14 protein-coding genes are annotated in these 17,412 nt (G+C 56.0%); 6 read left to right on the forward strand and 8 right to left on the reverse strand.

Translation table 11 applies throughout. The annotated features are described in order from the left end of the window. Positions 1-59 precede the first annotated feature (59 nt). From ABD971_RS27610 to ABD971_RS27620, 3 genes are all read right to left on the reverse strand, one after another. Positions 60-1,592 carry a sulfatase family protein gene (locus ABD971_RS27610; protein ID WP_345327006.1) on the reverse strand — a complete coding sequence of 511 codons (1,533 nt, stop codon included), beginning with the start codon at positions 1,590-1,592 and terminating at the stop codon, positions 60-62. Positions 1,593-1,678: 86 nt separating this feature from the next. After that, on the reverse strand, positions 1,679-3,112 hold the full coding sequence (locus ABD971_RS27615; protein ID WP_339937413.1) for a phytoene desaturase family protein: 1,434 nt from the start codon (positions 3,110-3,112) through the stop codon (positions 1,679-1,681). Between the two features lie 71 nt (positions 3,113-3,183). Then, a complete protein-coding gene (locus ABD971_RS27620; RefSeq protein WP_345327007.1) occupies positions 3,184-3,894 on the reverse strand; it encodes a hypothetical protein in 711 nt (236 codons plus the stop codon). Positions 3,895-3,917: 23 nt separating this feature from the next. Here ABD971_RS27620 and ABD971_RS27625 point away from each other — a divergent pair, with 23 nt between their 5' ends. After that, complete coding sequence (locus tag ABD971_RS27625) at positions 3,918-4,247, forward strand: nucleotide pyrophosphohydrolase (protein ID WP_339937416.1); 330 nt, start codon at positions 3,918-3,920, stop codon at positions 4,245-4,247. A gap of 661 nt (positions 4,248-4,908) precedes the next feature. Here the strand turns inward: ABD971_RS27625 and ABD971_RS27630 are convergent. Further along, entirely contained in the window at positions 4,909-5,691 is a 783-nt protein-coding gene (locus ABD971_RS27630) for a TatD family hydrolase (protein WP_345327008.1), read from the reverse strand. Then, on the reverse strand, positions 5,688-6,704 hold the full coding sequence (locus ABD971_RS27635; RefSeq protein WP_339937420.1) for a phosphatidate cytidylyltransferase: 1,017 nt from the start codon (positions 6,702-6,704) through the stop codon (positions 5,688-5,690). Before ABD971_RS27635 ends, ABD971_RS27630 begins: the two co-directional genes overlap by 4 nt. Before the next feature lie 422 nt (positions 6,705-7,126). Between ABD971_RS27635 and ABD971_RS27640 the strand changes: the two genes are divergently transcribed. From ABD971_RS27640 to ABD971_RS27655, 4 genes are all read left to right on the forward strand, one after another. Further along, the gene (locus ABD971_RS27640) at positions 7,127-7,795 is read left to right on the forward strand and encodes a zinc metallopeptidase (RefSeq protein ID WP_339937422.1); all 669 of its coding nucleotides are present in this window, start codon (positions 7,127-7,129) and stop codon (positions 7,793-7,795) included. A gap of 107 nt (positions 7,796-7,902) precedes the next feature. After that, on the forward strand, positions 7,903-9,873 hold the full coding sequence (locus ABD971_RS27645; RefSeq protein WP_345327009.1) for a YjhG/YagF family D-xylonate dehydratase: 1,971 nt from the start codon (positions 7,903-7,905) through the stop codon (positions 9,871-9,873). Between the two features lie 181 nt (positions 9,874-10,054). Beyond that, a complete protein-coding gene (gene fba, locus ABD971_RS27650; protein ID WP_339937425.1) occupies positions 10,055-11,077 on the forward strand; it encodes a class II fructose-bisphosphate aldolase in 1,023 nt (340 codons plus the stop codon). A gap of 199 nt (positions 11,078-11,276) precedes the next feature. Then, positions 11,277-12,710: a class I adenylate-forming enzyme family protein gene (locus tag ABD971_RS27655; RefSeq protein ID WP_345327010.1), complete on the forward strand. Its 1,434-nt coding sequence runs from the start codon at positions 11,277-11,279 to the stop codon at positions 12,708-12,710. Positions 12,711-12,717: 7 nt separating this feature from the next. Here the strand turns inward: ABD971_RS27655 and folD are convergent, their stop codons facing one another. After that, positions 12,718-13,617 (reverse strand): bifunctional methylenetetrahydrofolate dehydrogenase/methenyltetrahydrofolate cyclohydrolase FolD, encoded by a 900-nt coding sequence (gene folD / locus ABD971_RS27660; protein ID WP_339937429.1) that lies wholly within the window; start codon positions 13,615-13,617, stop codon positions 12,718-12,720. A gap of 182 nt (positions 13,618-13,799) precedes the next feature. Here folD and ABD971_RS27665 point away from each other — a divergent pair, with 182 nt between their 5' ends. After that, entirely contained in the window at positions 13,800-15,518 is a 1,719-nt protein-coding gene (locus tag ABD971_RS27665) for an NADPH-dependent assimilatory sulfite reductase hemoprotein subunit (protein ID WP_339937431.1), read from the forward strand. Between the two features lie 25 nt (positions 15,519-15,543). Here the strand turns inward: ABD971_RS27665 and ABD971_RS27670 are convergent, their stop codons facing one another. Continuing rightward, positions 15,544-15,741 (reverse strand): putative motility protein, encoded by a 198-nt coding sequence (locus tag ABD971_RS27670; RefSeq protein ID WP_345327011.1) that lies wholly within the window; start codon positions 15,739-15,741, stop codon positions 15,544-15,546. A gap of 251 nt (positions 15,742-15,992) precedes the next feature. Beyond that, a complete protein-coding gene (locus ABD971_RS27675) occupies positions 15,993-17,072 on the reverse strand; it encodes a substrate-binding domain-containing protein (RefSeq protein WP_339937434.1) in 1,080 nt (359 codons plus the stop codon). Between the last annotated feature and the right edge of the window lie 340 nt (positions 17,073-17,412).

Here is a 17,412-nt window from a genome sequence, read left to right on the forward strand (position 1 = left end):
ATTAACTTCGACGGATGGAAAGCTGCCTGATCGCTGGTCTTGAAGGAGACAATCAGAAATCAATTTCCGTGTTCGCTGGTGCGGAAGAATTCGGCGGGGAACGGGGCTTGTTTTGACTTGCGGGGATTCCGCCACGGGAATTGGGCTCCGCGATCTTCCAATAACGGCATCTCGTCACCGCCGCTGGCGTGCAGAAGGTCCCACAACTGGGCGTTGAGCTGTCCGATTCGATCGGCATGCTCAGGCGAGTCAATCAGATTGTGCATCTCGGCAGCGTCGAGTTGCAAGTCGTACAACTCATCGCGATCCCACAAACCGTGACAGCGGATGTATTTGTAACGACCGCCGATGATCGCATGCAGCGTCGGTGTTTGGGGATAGTTGCGTTCCCAGTAGTATTCGTACAGCAGCGTCTTGCGATCAAAACCGGACGCATCGTTTTGCGTCAGTGCCGTCCAGAAACTTTTGCCGTCTTGTTTGGGCAGGGCGGGTGCGGAAGCCGCTTCTAAAAGTGTCGGAGCGACGTCGATATTACCGACCAGCGCGTCAAACGATTGCCCTGCGGGAATCCGTCCCGGCGCCATGATCAGCAGCGGAACGCGTGCACTGGCTTCGTATGCCGTTCGTTTGTCAATCAATCCATGATCGCCAAACTGGAACCCGTTATCTCCCATAAAGACAAACACGGTGTTGTCTCGCAATTCGTTTTCTTGCAAAAACGTCATCAGCCGCCCGACGCTGTCGTCGACCGCAAGGATCGATTCACAATACCGCCGGTAATAAACCTCAGGCGAAAAATCGGCCAAGTTGTATCCGAATTCGGCTCCATGTCGGCTGTTTCGTTGATTGCGAACCCACATCGGCAATTTGCCCGCATCCATTTGCTCAACCGTCGGTGTTTCAATCGGAAGCGGTTGATCAGCATAACGTCCCCGATGTCGATCGGCGGGAACAAAATCGGAGTGCACCGCCTTGTGGCTGACGTACAAAAAGAATGGCTTCTCCGTGTCACGATTTTGCAACCATTCAATCGCATAATCAGTTAGCTCGTCGGTGATGTAGCCGTTTTGCGGCACCCGTTTCCCATTGATGTTTAGCCCATCGTAGGTCGTCTGAGGAACCTCTCGTGTGGTGCCGTGGCCGTCGGGCCAATAGGTGCCTTGGCCTTTGAAAGCGACCCAGTGGTCAAAACCACGCTGGGGATCATCGATTTCACCGCCCATGTGCCACTTGCCAATGAACGCGGTTTGGAAACCGGCTTTTTGCAAGTGTTGAGGAAAAAACGTCAGTGTGGGGTCGACCGGATGGTAGTTGTCGACCACACGATGGTTATGAGCGTATTGACCGGTCAGAATCGATGCGCGGCTGGGGGAACAGAGCGATGTTGTCACGTAAGCCCGCGTCAGCATCGCACCGTCACGAGCGATCGAATCGATGTGCGGGGTTTCGATGAACGGATGCCCCGCCGCACCGAGACAATCGAATCGATGATCGTCACACAACACGAAGACGATATTCGGGGGCGACGCGGCGTTCAATTGTCCGACAGCAGATACGGCCAAAGCGATGGCAAAACAAGCAAGTATTCTCATGGGGATCCAATCAAAAAGGGGAATCCCAAAGATACCACCAATGCCAACCCCACGCAGTATTTAGAAGTGGGGTTTCCGCCTAAGAATTAAGTCGCGTTGGCGGTGCTGACCAGCAACTGATCGACCTCGTTGCTGACGATGACGCCGTAATTGATCGCTCCGAGCCATCCGCTCATGATGATCCCGACGCTGCCGGCATGGAACATGCCACCGACCTGCTGAGGCAGTTCGCGGCTAACGCCAAGCCCTTCGAATTTCGTTCCAAAGCTCGCTCCGAGCTCGTGTCGCGTGTAGTGATTGAACGTCCGCGGCGTTGCTGCTTCGGCGCGATCGATTTTATTGCGAATCCCTGGAATGTATTTTTCCAACGCGTCGATCGTCGTTTCGACCAAATCTTTTTTACTTGCTTCGTAGTCCTCGTCGCTCAAATCGGCCCAATCAGACCAGTTCGCATTCGTGCTGCTGACGATCGCATAACGATCCTTTTTCTTCTCAGGCCGCGTGCGAGGATAGTAGAAACTGAACGTGCGGCTGGTGATATCGCGACTCAATAACAAGTCGGTGCGAAACTCCTTTGCCGTGCTGGTGAAAAACAAATCGCCGCCGGACTCATCAATTTCTTCGCCTTCTTTCAGCGCCATATAGACTTGCGTGCTGCTGTTGTTCAGCCGCACCGCGTCGGCTCGCTCGACATAGTCTTTGTCAAGCACTTCGCTGCCGAGCATCTTCAGCACGGTCGTCTTTAGGTTTGCATTGCTGACGACGGCGCGACAGCGAATGGTGCGACCATTGACTTCGACTGAATTGACGCTGCCGTCTTTGACATTGATTTTGTCGACACCACAGCGGATGCGAATGTCGACATTGTTCGATTCGAGTTCTTTCTTCATCCGAGCGACAAGGTCTTCGGTGCCTCCTTCGTAGATGAACACGCCCTTGCTCATGAAGTTACTAAACACGATTCCGTAAGTGATCGCGGGGTCTTCGAGCGTCGAACCGTTGGCGTACGTGATCGGTTCCATCAACAACCGCACGACGTCATCGCGACCGGGAAAGAAACGATCAAACAGTTGCCGAGTCGTGATCTGTTGATCGTCGTAGAAGTTCATGCCTCGGGCGGTATCAAAGAACTCGTTGACCGTATCCGGAGCGATCCCGAAATCGGTGGTCAGCAAACGAGTAAAGTCTTCGCGATTGAAGCTGGTCGTGAGCGAGAACTGAGGATTGTCGAAGCGAATGTTTTTCAATTGGACAATGCGATCGGCAATGTCTCGGTTCCAATAGCGGCGACACGATTTGATCATGCCGTGGGGAAACCCGTGCAGCGACACGTCAAAGATGTGGCCACCGGGACGTAGGAACCAAGTCGCGAGTCCACCAAGTTTGTAGTGTTGTTCCAACAACAGGACGCGATGGCCGGCGCGGCCGAGGATATTGGCGGAGGTCATTCCGGCTAATCCGCTGCCAATCACGACCACGTCATATTCGTCCGCGGCACCTTTTAGGAAATCTTTCGCCATCGATGAAGCTACAAAAACAAAGGGAGAAACGAGGGGGACACGGCTAGAAGATACAGCAAAATGCGGATTCTTTAGAGAGGGCCTTGATCAGGCTGTAACTCGGCAAACACGCCGACTTGGTTTTCCGACGGCGGTTTGTCACCGTACAACATCACCCCCGCATTGCCGACCAGCCAGCGGTCGTCGATCAGGCGGATCGACCCGGTCTTCCCTTTTCGCACCGTCTCTTTGCCGATTCCCGACCGCAGCGCATCATGTGTGCCGCGAAAAATCGTGACATGTTCAGCCGGCAGGACTGTCGCCAAACGCTTCGTGCCACGGTCACTCTGTACGGTCGCGGTAATTTTCCACCGCGAGTCTCGCGGATCGGAGCCAATTTTGACGGTCACGACCGACTCGCCGGGCGGCAGGTCGACGGCGGCAAACCAATCAGGAGCCGACGAGTCCTTGGGCCACAATGTGCTATAACACACGCGATAACGAGGCTGGTCAGGAACACGCACGCGGGCTCGATAGGTCAGCGGTTGGTCCGACGGAGCACGCGAGGCGGCAATTTCGCTCTCCGTGGTGGGTTCCAAATAGCCATGCTCGCGGCGTAATCGATCCAGTTCCAACTCGGCTCGCCGCAAACGCTGTAGTGTGACGACAAATGCGACCACCAACATCACGATCGTGACCAGCCCCCAAAACTCACGCAGACTCCATTGCCGAGATGCATTTCCGTTTCGACGTGGTGGCACGCCGGAATGCGGTTGAGATGCTGGGTTTGACGGATCATCCATGCCAAGATTGTAGAGTGTGAACCATGAGCGATGAAACAACCACGGTCAATGAACTGCGAATCCTCGTCGAGAAATTTGTCGCCGAGCGAGACTGGCATCAATTCCACAACCCCAAAAACTTGTCGATGTCGCTGGCGATCGAAGCGGCCGAGCTGATGGAGCATTTCCAGTGGTTGACGCTCGAAGAAGGAGCCAAGGTCAAGCTGGACGAGAAACGCAAACACGAAGCGGGCGAAGAACTCGCGGATTGTTTGGCTTACGTGATCGCAATCGCCAACGCGATGGAGATCGATTTAAGCGAGACACTGCGAGCCAAAATGATTCGAAATGCAGTAAAGTACCCGGCGCCGTAATGCCCCCGAAGGCCGGACTGTAGCGATAGCGAAGTTCCGGCATCCTAGAATTCCCCCACTCCTCGAGAGTTCGGCTGCGGTAGCGGCCGGGGAGGGCTGGTTGGAATGAACTTGCACAGTGCAATCTCTAACACAACGAGGCCCCACCCAGAGCTTGCTCTGCTCGCTCTGACCTCCCCAAAACAAGTTTCGGGGCGGTGAAGCACGCCGACGGCTTGGAAAGCCGAGCGACATTGCAGACAGCAGTGTTCTGTCACCTCTCCCGAGCGCAGCGCGGGAGAGGTCGGACGGGCCCCTTCAGGCCTCGTCCGGGTGAGGGCCGACCGCGCAACATAGCATGCACTGGCCCCGACTTGCTCGGTCGGCCCTCACCCGAGCATCGCTGAAGGCTCTGCTCGACCTCTCCCTAAAACTGCGTTTGGGAGAGGTGACAGGACGCTTGCTCAACGCCGAATTTTATTACGGTAGCGGCCGGGGAGGGCTGGTTGGAATGAACTTGCACAGTGCAATCTCTAACACGGCGAGGCCCCACCCAGAGCTTGCTTTGCTCGCTCTGACCTCCCCAAAACAAGTTTTGAGGAGGTGAAGCACGCAGACGGCTTCGAAAGCCGAGCGACAATCGGTTGCCGGAACGGCATTGCTTGCAGCGACTTGATTCGGTCTAAACCGACAATCCAAACAAACGGCGGGCGTTATCGGTGGTGATCGCCGCTAATCGCTCGGGGGATACGCCTCGAACATCGGCGAGACAGCGAAGCGTGTGAGCCACGCGAGCCGGTTCGTTGGGTCGTTTGCCTCGCAGCGGTTCAGGACTCAGATAGGGCGCGTCGGTTTCGATGAGAAGTTTGTCGTCGGGCACGATCGCGGCAACGGCTCGCAATTCGTCACTCTTTTTGAACGTGACCATCCCTGCAAAACTGAGGTGCAGCCCCATCTCTAAGCACTGTTTGCCCAGTGCGATATCGCCGGTGAACGAGTGCATGATGCCTGCGGGCACCGACGATTGCCGCTGCAATTGATCGACAATCAAATCGCCACTTTCACGCATGTGGATCACCATCGGCAATCCCGTGTCGCGACATAACTGCATGTGACGATCAAAGTAATCATGTTGCATCGGAAGTGGTGTGTCGTCCCAATAGCAATCCAATCCCGTTTCACCGATCGCTTTCACGCCCGGCTGGTTGACCATCGCCTGGATCAAAGCGAAATCCCCATCGGCCGCTTCGGCGGCCGAGTTGGGCTGGATCCCGATCGTGGCAAACAAGTAATCCGGATACTCTGCAGCGAGCTCGCACGCGCGGCGGCTGGTCTTGACGTCCACCCCGACCACGTTGATCCCAACGACGCCCGCCTCTTTGGCTCGCGTGATCACGTCGTCGACGATTCCGTCAAAGGCATCGGTATTCAGATGAGCGTGAGTGTCAAAAAGGTGAAGCGTCATACCGACCAAAAGAATCGAGTGAGGTGATAGAAAACGGGCGCGGCGAAACAAATCGTGTCGATCTGGTCCAACAGTCCTGCGTGGCCTTGGACAAGCGTCCCGGTGTCGGTGACGCCTCGGTCGCGTTTGATTGCACTCATTGTCATCGTTCCAGCACACGCCATCACGGTCACAACAGCACCCAAAATCCATGCCTCCCAAGGATGAAACGGGGTGGCCCACGAAAGCGCCGCCGCGACAAGTCCGGTGGTGACCATCGAGCCTAAAAAACCTTCCCAGGTTCGCGAGGCGTTGATTTTTTCGGCGATCACCTTGCGGCCTGCGAGCTTGCCCCAGGCTCGTTCAAACACCGAGGCGAGTTGTGCGATCAAGACAAAGAAAACAAGCAAGCTTACGTTGCTGCCGTTCCAAGGAATCTTTCCGGTCTGTACCAAATCAAGGTCCAGTAGTGCCGGAGCATAGCTGAGAGAGTAAACGCAGATCAGCAATCCAGATTGAATTTTTGCACTGCGTTCGAGGAACCGTTTGTAGTCGCCAGCGATCGCCGCCCGTGCCGGGATAAACAAACTCGCATAAACCGGAATCATGATGCTATAGAAATCATAAAAATCGCGGTTTGGATCGGTGGTGATCCAGCTTGGAGGACTGCTGCCCAGTCCGATCAAAATGTATTGCAGCGGGGTGAAGATAAAGAAGACCCAGAACAGCGTGCGATGGTCGCCTCGCCGCGTCGGCGTCATCGTGATGAATTCACGCAGCGCCCAGAACGAAACGAAACCAAACAGCACGACGACTCCGACCCGGTGCAGCACGAAACCGAACACAAAGATCGCCAGCATCATCCACCACACGCGAACTTTGTGCTTGAAACGTGCGATTAGCGCCGATTCAATTCCCATCGGTTCACGACGCGAGAGCACTTCGCCGACGATCGTGGCGATTCCTAGCGTCGTGATGATCACGGCGAGCAGAATGTAGGTCCGATTGGAGAGCCACTGCGCGTTTGCTAGCAAAGCTTCGGCTTTAGCGAGCAAGCCGCCCCCCCCTAACAGGGAAGCAGCCGAGTGTAGCGACAGTGGTAGATCCGTCGTTGTATTTACGAATTGGCTTAAAACGTTCACGAAAACTTTCAATGCAATGCGGTCGATCAGCCGCGAGTAACGAAGGTCACAGCCAATTCAGGTTCACGATGCCGTCAAAATTGGCAACCACCCGGTCATCGTGCCTCGGATTGTAATGGCTGGGCCTAGGTTCTGACGAGCATGGCCGGATTCGTTTTATCGGGACCAAAACGGTGCAATTTTGGTGTCCTGCTGCCAAGAATCATTCCTGTTGCTGCGAATGGTCCATAAGTTGCGTGTAGGTCATGGCATCGCTTTGCGCTGTCGTTTTGGCGTCAAAGTGTGTGTTTACTCAATGAGGTGGTAGAGAGCCAATGATGCTTTACTTTTTGTTTGTGTTGCCACCCTTCCTGTTGGGGCTGTATGCCCAGTGGAAGGTAAAGTCGGCATTTGCGCAAATGAGCAAGATATCGACTCGAATGTCGGGTGCCCAAGCGGCGCGGCGGATGCTCGATAGTGCGGGGCTGAATTCGGTCGGAATCGAACAAGTCGGCGGCCGATTGAGCGATCACTACGACCCGCGTGCAAAGGTGTTGCGGCTGAGCAGCGACGTTTACAACGGCCACAACATGTCGGCAGTTGGCGTTGCCTGTCACGAGGCGGGGCATGCGTTCCAGGACGCTCAAAATTACGCACCGCTAATGATTCGCAACACCGCAGTCCCCGCAGCGAACTTTGGTTCGGGCGCCGGGATTTGGATGTTGTTGGGCGGGATTTGGTTCGGTATCCCCGCCTTGGCTTGGATTGGCGTGATTTTGTTCGCGGCGGTCGTTTTTTTCCAGGTGATCAACTTGCCCGTGGAATTTAACGCCAGCTCACGAGCTCGCGAGCAACTGGTCGCTCAAGGGATCATCGCGGGCAACGAAGAGCATTATGTTGCCAAAGTTCTCAATGCTGCCGCATTGACGTACGTGGCCGCAACGCTGCAATCGATCATGACGTTGGCGTATTACCTGTTCATCCTGTTAGGTGATCGCCGCTAAATGCAGTGATAGGCTTCTAGCCCAATCATCGAGTTCCCTCGCGGAACATTTCAAGCTACGGTAGGACGATCCCCATTCGTCCTACCGTTTTTTTTTGTGGTGTCCCTATGAGCGAACCTGATTACTTTGGTGCTCTTGAAAATGTTTCTCCCGTCCAAACCAAAGCCACCGGGCCGACCGGAAAGCTGCCGTTAAGCGACGAGATTCTGCGAAACTGGAGCAGCGGCGACCTGTTTGGATTGACGCAAAGCGTCGGTATGGGATTCGACCCGCGGCGGGTATTGGGCGACCAATACCTGATCCTAAGCACGCAGGGGGGGATGCGGAATCCGGATGGTACCCCGATCGCGCTCGGTTACCACACCGGGCACTGGGAAGTCGGATTGTTGGTTCAGGCGGCGGCGGAACAAGTTTGCAAAAACGACGGAGTTCCCTTTGCCGCATTCGTGAGCGATCCGTGTGATGGGCGGACGCAGGGAACTCAGGGAATGTTCGACTCGCTTCCCTATCGCAATGATGCCGCGATGGTGATGCGGCGTTTGATCCGATCGCTGCCGCAACGCAAAGGAGTCATCGGCATCGCGACCTGCGACAAGGGATTGCCTGCGATGATGATGGCACTGGCCGGATCCAGCAATCTTGCCAACGTATTGGTTCCGGGCGGCGTGACGTTGCCGCCCACGGTCGGTGAAGACGCGGGCAAAGTCCAAACGATCGGCGCACGCTATTCTCGCGGTGAAATGTCACTCGAGGAAGCCTCGCTCGAAGGCTGCCGAGCGTGCGGAACGCCCGGCGGCGGCTGCCAGTTTTTGGGGACTGCGGCGACCAGCCAAGTGGTTGCCGAAGCCCTTGGGATGACCGTACCGCACGCGGCGCTCGCGCCGAGCGGGCAACCGATATGGACCAAACTGGCTCGCGATTCGGCTGAAGCATCAAGACAAATGGTGCTGCGAGGCCAATCGCTTCGCGACGTGTTGACCGACGATGCGATCTTCAATGCGATGTTGATTCACGCGGCGGTCGGAGGCAGCACGAACTTGTTGTTGCACATCCCTGCGATCGCGGCTGCCGCCGGTCTAAAACGGCCTGATGCTGCGGCGTTTCGCAAAGTCAACCAAATGGTGCCTCGCTTTGTCGACTGTTTACCCAATGGTCCCGTCGGGCATCCCACAGTGCGATTGTTCTTAGCGGGCGGTGTTCCCGAGGTTGCATGGCATTTGCGAGAACTCGGGCTGCTTCGCGCCGATGCAATCACGATCACGGGCAAAACATGGAACGAATTGATCGACCAGTGGCGAGCAAGTGATCGGCGCCAGGTTTGTCGCGACCGACTCGTCGAAGCCGACGGTGTCGATCCTGATGAAGTGATCATCCCGCCTGCCGAAGCGACGCGTCGCGGGATGACCAGCACGGTTTGTTTCCCCAGCGGCAATCTTTGCCCCGAAGGATCAGTGATCAAGGCGACATCGATTGACCCGAGCGTGATCGACGAGGACAACGTCTATCGAAAACGGGGCCCGGCCCGAGTCTTCACCACCGAACGGGCTGCGATCGCCGCGATCAAGGGACAAACCGAACCGGCGATCAAGGCGGGTGACGTAATCGTGTTGATCGGTCGCGGACCGCTTGGCTGTGGCATGGAAGAAACGTATCAGATCACGTCGGCGCTGAAATACTTGTCGTTCGGCAAAGAGGTGGCCTTGATCACCGACGCTCGTTTTTCCGGAGTCAGCACCGGGGCTTGTATCGGGCACATTGGCCCTGAGGCATTGGCGGGCGGCCCGATTGCCAAGGTCCGCGACGGCGACATCATCGAAATCGAAGTCGACCGAGTTTCGCTCACCGGCAGGGTCGACTTGGTGCTCGAACCGGGGGCAGCGGAAACGACAGTCCAACAGCGGTTTGCCGCACGCGGACCGCACCCGGACTTGGCTGTCGAAGCGGAAATGCCCGCTGATACGCGACTATGGGCAGCACTGCAACAAGTCGGCGGGGGAACTTGGGGAGGCTGTGTCTACGACGTTGACGAGATCGTAGCGACGCTTGAAGCGGGGCTAAAGGCGAGACAGGGGCAATGAGAAAGCCGTTGTCAGAAATCTGCCCGCATGGCTGACGATGCCACGCATCCGCCTGCTGTCGCCCCACTTTCGATCGTGGGGGAAACCGCATCCTAAAGCCCTTGCGAGACCGGGCCAGTCGGGGATAATCCGTACAAACTTGAACTTACAAACTTTTCCTCAAGCACTCAGGTAGCTAGTCATGGCTTTGGTTCCACTCCGCGTTGTACTCGACCACGCAGCAGAAAATGATTACGGCGTTGCCGCGTTCAACGTCAACAACATGGAACAGATTCAAGCGATCATGGAGGCGGCCGAAGAAACCGATTCGCCCGTCATCATCCAAGCATCGCGTGGCGCTCGTTCGTACACGCAAGACAACTACCTGCGTCACTTGATGATTGCAGCGACCGAGTTGTACCCCCACATTCCAATCGTGATGCACCAAGATCACGGCAACAGCCCTGAAACCTGCTTGTCGGCAATCGACAACGGTTTCACCAGCGTCATGATGGACGGTTCGCTTGAAGCCGACGGCAAGACACCTGCCGATTACGACTACAACGTTCGCGTCACCGCCGAAGTTGTCAAAGCCGCTCACGCTCGCGGCGTTAGCGTTGAAGGCGAACTCGGTTGCCTCGGTTCGCTCGAATCGGGTGGCGGCGAGCAAGAGGATGGGCACGGTGCCGAAGGCGTTTTGACTCACGACCAATTGTTGACCGATCCGGATGAAGCCGCTCGCTTCGTTGCCGAAACCGGCGTCGACGCGTTGGCCGTTGCGATCGGCACCAGCCACGGTGCGTACAAGTTCACCAAGAAACCAACCGGTGAAGTTTTGGCAATGAGCCGAATCGAAGAGATTCACGCGAAATGCCCTAACACTCACTTGGTCATGCACGGCAGCAGCTCGGTGCCACAAGAGCTTCAAGACATCATCAACAAGTACGGTGGTGAAATGAAGCAAACCTACGGCGTGCCTGTCGAAGAAATTCAACGCGGCATCAAGAGCGGTGTTCGCAAGATCAACGTCGATACCGATTGCCGTATGGCGATCACCGGTGCGATCCGCAAGGTATTGACCGAAGACAAGGCTGCGTTTGACCCACGTGCGTACTTGAAGCCAGCTCGTACCGCGATGAAGGAAGTTTGTGTCGCACGTATGGTTTCGTTCGGCCAAGCCGGCAACGCCGAGAAGCTTCGCAAGTCGATGGGCGCCACTGCCTAAGCCGTAGGATAGGCTTCCAGCCTGTCACTCCATGAACAACGACCTTCCCCAACTTCGTTTGGGGAAGGTTGGGTACAAGTCAGTTTTATGCGTAGCGAAACTCGCAGCGAGTTTCGACCATGAGCGATGGCGTCTGAAAGTCTCTGCGACTTTCGCTACGGATAGAAATTAATAAACGGGATTACAGTTCCCATTTCTTATGCACACGAATCTGCTCGATGCGTTTGACGAACAGGTGCAATCGCGAGCCGATTCGGTGGCCCTGATCACCTGGGAAAACGAGCAACCTTGCTCGCGAACTTGGCGAGAACTTGCGTCGCTGGTCCAGACGACGGCGGCCCATCTTGATGACCTCTTCGCATCATCGCCGGCGCTGCCAAAACGAATCGGCTACACCAGCGGCAATACGATCGACGATGTCGTGCTCACTCTCGCCGCCGCCCGCGTCGGTGCGATCAATGTTCCGATCAGCAGCCGAACGAACCCGGCACACCAACAAGCATGTTGGGATCGCGTCGGCGGGCACTGGATTAGCGAAGAGACTCTGGTTGAGTTTGGTTCTGCGGACGCTGCAGACGACGCTATTTTCGCGAAGCGAAAAGCGACCGATCCCAAGTCAGCTGCGCTGATTCTTTGGACCAGCGGCACCAGCGGGACGACGAAAGGGGTCACGCTCTCGCACCAAACACTCGTTAAAAACGCCTACGCGAAACTGAAGGCGGTTCCACAATCGCCCACCGACGTGCGGCTCACCAGTCTGCCGCTGGCGCACGCCTACGCGCGAACGTGTGACTTTGGCACTTGGCTATTAAGTGGCTGTACCCTTGTGCTGACTTACGGTTATGCAGGCTGGAAACAACTGGCGTCGCATGTCCAACCGACGCTCGCCAACGTCGTCCCTAGCTTGGCCAATCGGCTGCTTGATGAAGATTCAAAATCGTTTGGACTGTCGCGGCTAAAGATTCTTGGCTGCGGCGGCGCGGGGCTCACGAGCAAAACGTTTGATCGTTGGGCCAAGCGTGGCGTCACGGTGATTCAAGGTTACGGATGCACCGAAACGGGCCCCGTGATTTGCAGTGCGACTCCCGCCGATCCTATTCCCGGATTGGTCGGTCGCCCGGTCGAAGGCTGGGAAATCGACATCCGCGGCGGACGATTATTTGTCCGCGGGGATCACGTGATGCTGAGATATTGGAATGATCCCGAAGCGACCGAGCAGCGAATCGACCGCGATGGCTGGTTTGAAACGGGCGACCTCGCGGAAGTCGATGCAAGCTCAAAACAGTTTCGGATTTTAGGACGCAGCGATGATGTGATCGTGCTGCCCAACGGTCACAAAATTTTTCCCGCGTCCATCGAACAACGAATCAACCTGCTGCCCGGCATCCGACAATCGATGCTGATTTACCGTGATGATTCGCTGCAATTGTGGCTTGATATTCACTTGGACGCGGACCACTGCGAAATCGACAAGAGTGTTCGCCAAGTGCTTGCCAATGACGCTTCGTGGCAGGTCCCGGATCAACTGCATTTCTTTTCGCCGCCGCTGAGTGCACTCGCTGGCGAGCTGACGGCAAAAGAGACAATTTGCCGCAGCCGCATTCTTGAGAACCGATTTCCAGCGATCGAGTAACGTCGTCTTAGGTGTTTTGCAGACGGGTCGCCAGCACCGTGTTATGCAGCAGCATGGCGATCGTCAGCGGGCCGACGCCTCCGGGAACCGGCGTGATCGCCGAGGCGACTTCGGCTGCTTCGGCGAACGCGACATCACCGACCAACTTGTCACCGACGCGGTTGATTCCGACATCGATCACCACGGCACCGGGTTTGACCATATTGCCCTTGATCATTTCCGGCACACCGACGGCGGCGATCAGACAGTCGGCGGACTGGCAAACTTCGGCTAGATTTGCGGTCCGGCTGTGAGCGATCGTGACCGTGGCGTTGGCGACTTCGCGGCCGCAACTTCCGTCTCGCTGGGCCAACATCATCGCCATGGGCTTGCCGACAATATCGCTGCGTCCGACGACCACAACATGTTTTCCAGCGACGGAAATGTTGCAGCGATGCAGTAATTGCACAATTCCATGGGGGGTACAGGGCAAAAATCGCGGCCGCCCCTGCATCAAAAGACCGACGTTTACTGGCGAAAAAGCGTCCACGTCTTTCAGTGGATCCACCGCATCGAGTACCGCTCGCTCGTCGAATCCGGCGCCGCCGTTGCCTGCGGCCGGCAGCGGCAATTGAACTAAAATCCCGTTGACGGTGTCGTCCTTGTTCAGCTGGTCGACGAGTTCCAACAATTGGGCTTGGCTGGTGTCCGCCGGCAAACGGTGCGTTCGCCCCTCGATCCCCGCTTTTTCGCAGGCCCGTTGCTTATTGCGGACATACACCTGGCTGGCGGGGTCCTCACCCACCAGCACCGCTGCGAGACAGGGAACGACATCGCGGCCTAGATCCTGCTTGAGTTTCTCGACATCCTTGGCTACTTCGGAACGGATTTCAGCGGCAATTCGCTTGCCATCGAGTATTTCTGCCATTGAGTTTCTCACGCGGGAAAAAGAGTCATTTTGATCGCCATAGTGGCATTTCGGTCTCGTCGTTATAGTATTCGTAAACCGCACAACTTTGCGGAACCCCACTGGGTACAACGACGACGCCGACGTGCGACGGAATGTGCCAACTATTTACGTAAACGAAATCTCACAGGATTTGAGTCTCGATGTCTACCGACGCTCCAAAATTAAGCGCTAACGAATCAATCAAAGAGGAAAGCAATTTCCTGAAAGGCACGATCGACGTCGAGTTGACCGAGGACACGGATCAATTCAATAAAGACAATCAACAGCTGCTGAAATTCCACGGCACCTACCAACAAGACGACCGCGACGCGCGGATGGCCGCCAAGAAGACCGGCGGTGGCAAAGAGTTTTCGATGATGGTTCGCTGCCGGATTCCCGGCGGCCGAATCACCTGCGACCAAATGCTCGCCCAATTGGATCTGTGTGACGAACTAGGCAATTCGACGCTGAAGATCACCACGCGGCAAACGCTACAGCTTCACGGAGTGGTCAAAGGCAATCTTCGTAAAGCGATTCACCGCATCAACGAGATCCAGCTCTCGACACTTGCCGCGTGTGGCGACGTTAACCGAAACGTCGTTTGCTGTCCCGCTAAACGAGTTGACGTCGTTCATCGCGACATGCAAGTCTTAACCGATGCCTTGGTCGTGGCACTCGCGCCGCAAACCCCCGCCTATCACGAATTGTGGGTCACCGATCCTGATAGTGGCGAGTCGACACTCGAAGGGGGCGGCAGCGGCGAAGTCGTCGAACCGCTTTACGGGCCGACTTACTTGCCACGTAAATTCAAAGTCGGCATCGCACTTCCCGATGACAACTGCATCGACATCTACGCTCAGGACCTCGGCTTCCTGGCGGTGGTTCGTGATGACAAAATCATCGGCTACAACGTGTTGGTTGGCGGCGGCATGGGAACGACCCCATCGGCCAAAAAGACCTTCCCAGCACTCGCCAAGCGAATGGCGTTCTGCACCCCTGAGCAAGCGGTTGACGTTGCCGTCGCGGTGGTCAAAGTGCAACGGGATCACGGAAATCGCGAAGACCGAAAAGTCGCGCGGATGAAATACTTGATCGCCGACTGGGGTATCGAAAAGTTCCGAGCCAAGGTCGAAGAGTATTTCGGCGAGCCGCTACAGGACTGCACCGAAGATGACGTGCACGAAGTCGATGACCACATGGGTTGGCAAGAACAAGGCGACGGCAAATGGTCGTACGGCTTGAACATCGAAAATGGTCGTTTGTACGACAACGAAAATCATCAACTCAAAGCAACGATTCGCGCGGTATGCCACGAGTTCAAAACCGAACTTCGTATGACCACGAACCAGAGCATCATCTTCACCGATATCGAAGAGGGTGACAAAGACAAGTTGATCGCGTTGATCAAGAAGCACAACGCTCCGCTGACCGAAGACATCAGCATGGTGCGTCGTTGGTCGATCGCTTGCGTGGCGCTTCCCACCTGCGGATTGGCGATCACTGAGAGCGAACGACGTCTGCCAGGCATCATCGATTCGATCGAACAGCCATTGGCAAAGCTTGGGCTGGACAAAGAACGATTCACGCTGCGAATGACCGGTTGCCCGAACGGCTGTGCCCGTCCTTACAACGCCGACTTGGCGCTAGTTGGAAAAGCCAAGGACAAGTACACCTTGTTTGCCGGCGGTGGCTGGGTTGGCGACCGTATGGCGTACATCTACAAGGACTTGGTCAAGGATGCTGATGTCGCGGATGAGTTGATCGGGATCTTCTCGGCTTACAAGGCGAATCGTCTCGATGGCGAATCGCTGGGCACGTTCTGCACCCGCGTCGGCCGCGATGATTTGGAAGTGCTAGCTGCTGCCGCACCTCGCCCGTAGCTAACTGCCTGAAACCGAGCTCAACTTAGACGCGGACGTCGATATGTCCGCTTGAGATTTGCGATTGAACCTGCTTGGCCTGTTCAAGCATGGCGTTGATCGCATCGCCGGTTTGCTTCTGCACGTCCATGCCTTTGGCAATCACTGCGATCTGCACTTTCTGTTGCGTCGCATCGTTGCGAGCGTTCAGTACACTCGCGACGGCAGGATGAATCGATGACATGGGCGAACCTTGGTCGTGATCAGAGAATTGTCGAAAAGGATGAATCGCTTCTTCCTTTGCCGAAACTTACGTCACCTATCGAGTCAAATTCGACACCCTGTCGTGGTGACTCGAGGATTCTCAGCTCGATTCTCGCCGTTTCGCCCGAATCGGTCCGGTGGTAACGATTGGGCAAGCAATTCAGCTGTGGGAACGGCGTCCAGGCTCGTCATAGACTCAACGACAGGCTGGAAGCCAATTCCAACACTGGACTACTGCAGAAAGACCTCTGGGACAGGTTTGTCGGACAGTTCGTCGATAATTCCCTGGCTCCGCTCTTGAGCGTTCAGGACTTCCATTTTGCCGACAAACATCATCACCTTGCCTCCGTCGGGCAACGCGTTTTTGATCAACTTGCCCGCCGCTCGGCCGGCCATGTAGTTACTGGTGCCAAGATAGAATTTGCGTTTTGACGTCGGTGCGTCACTGTCTTGGCAGATCACCGTCATCGACTCACACGCTTCGTTGATCATGCCGACTTGGTTCGCCGGGTCGATCGGACTGATCGCAACCCCATCAAGCTTGTTCGCAGCGTTCGTTTCGAGATAGCGTTTTTGTTCTTCGATCGAACCGGTCGACGGCATCTGCACATCGACTTTGCATCCAAATTGCTCAGCAGCTTTGTTGCAGCCAAATTCGGCCAGCGTCCAAAACGGATCGATGCTGTTACTGATAAACGCCACATGTACGCCTTTCCCATCAAGATCCGATTCGGGCGACAACTCGGGGCCATTCCCGGCCTTGATCGCATCGATGCGGTCCGAGAATGTTTGGACATTTTCCGGCGTGATCGTATCGTGCGGTATATAGATCAGCCCTGACTCGGGCACCTCGACTGGCTTGTCTTTGGCGAGCATCGTCAACCACTGGACACTGCGATAACCAAAATCGTAGGGCTGTTGGACAATCGTTCCGACGACCGTGCCTTCGCGAATTCCGGCCAGCGTTTCTTGGTGCTCGTCAAACGCCACCACCTTGACCTTGCCCACCGCATCACTGCTGCGGAGTGCCGCCAAGATCATCGGCGTATTGATGTTCCACAGCCCGACGAGACAAGCGACGTCGGGATTCGTTAATAGCGTCGTTTCGGCGTTCTCTTTCGCTTTGCTGTTGTCTTGGTTGTCGGTCAGAATCCCCAGAACCGTGTATTTGCCGGCCTCCAGCGGAAAACGGCCCGAACCCTTGGTCGGAGCCGACGCATTCGCAGAGGAACCGTCCGTCGACGTGTTCTGCTTGGATGAACCACATCCGACCAACAACAACATGCAAATTGCAAACGATAAATATCGCACAGCGAGCGCCTAACAAAATGTGAAATCGAGATTTGGAAAATCGAACCCCCATCATAACGGAACTTCATCGCTCGCTGTCAGCACCCAATGGCACCGATACCGCAGTTACGGAGTCGCGGCCAATCCGTCCCGAAGATCTTCAACATGGCTGCGAGCGAGTCACTTTACGCGTCAGGAGTGTGCAAAACGCCAGGTCGATGCAGGGCTGCCCTGCAAACCCGAACGGTCGTTCCGGTTAGGCAGTTTCGGATGTTTCTAGGGTTCCGTCTTTAGCGGTTCGACCTAGCTAGGCTGACTGGTCGATGCTTTGACGGTGGAACGCTCCGACAACGTCGGGGCG

This window comes from Novipirellula rosea (assembly GCF_039541335.1).
GTDB lineage: Bacteria > Planctomycetota > Planctomycetia > Pirellulales > Pirellulaceae > Novipirellula > Novipirellula rosea.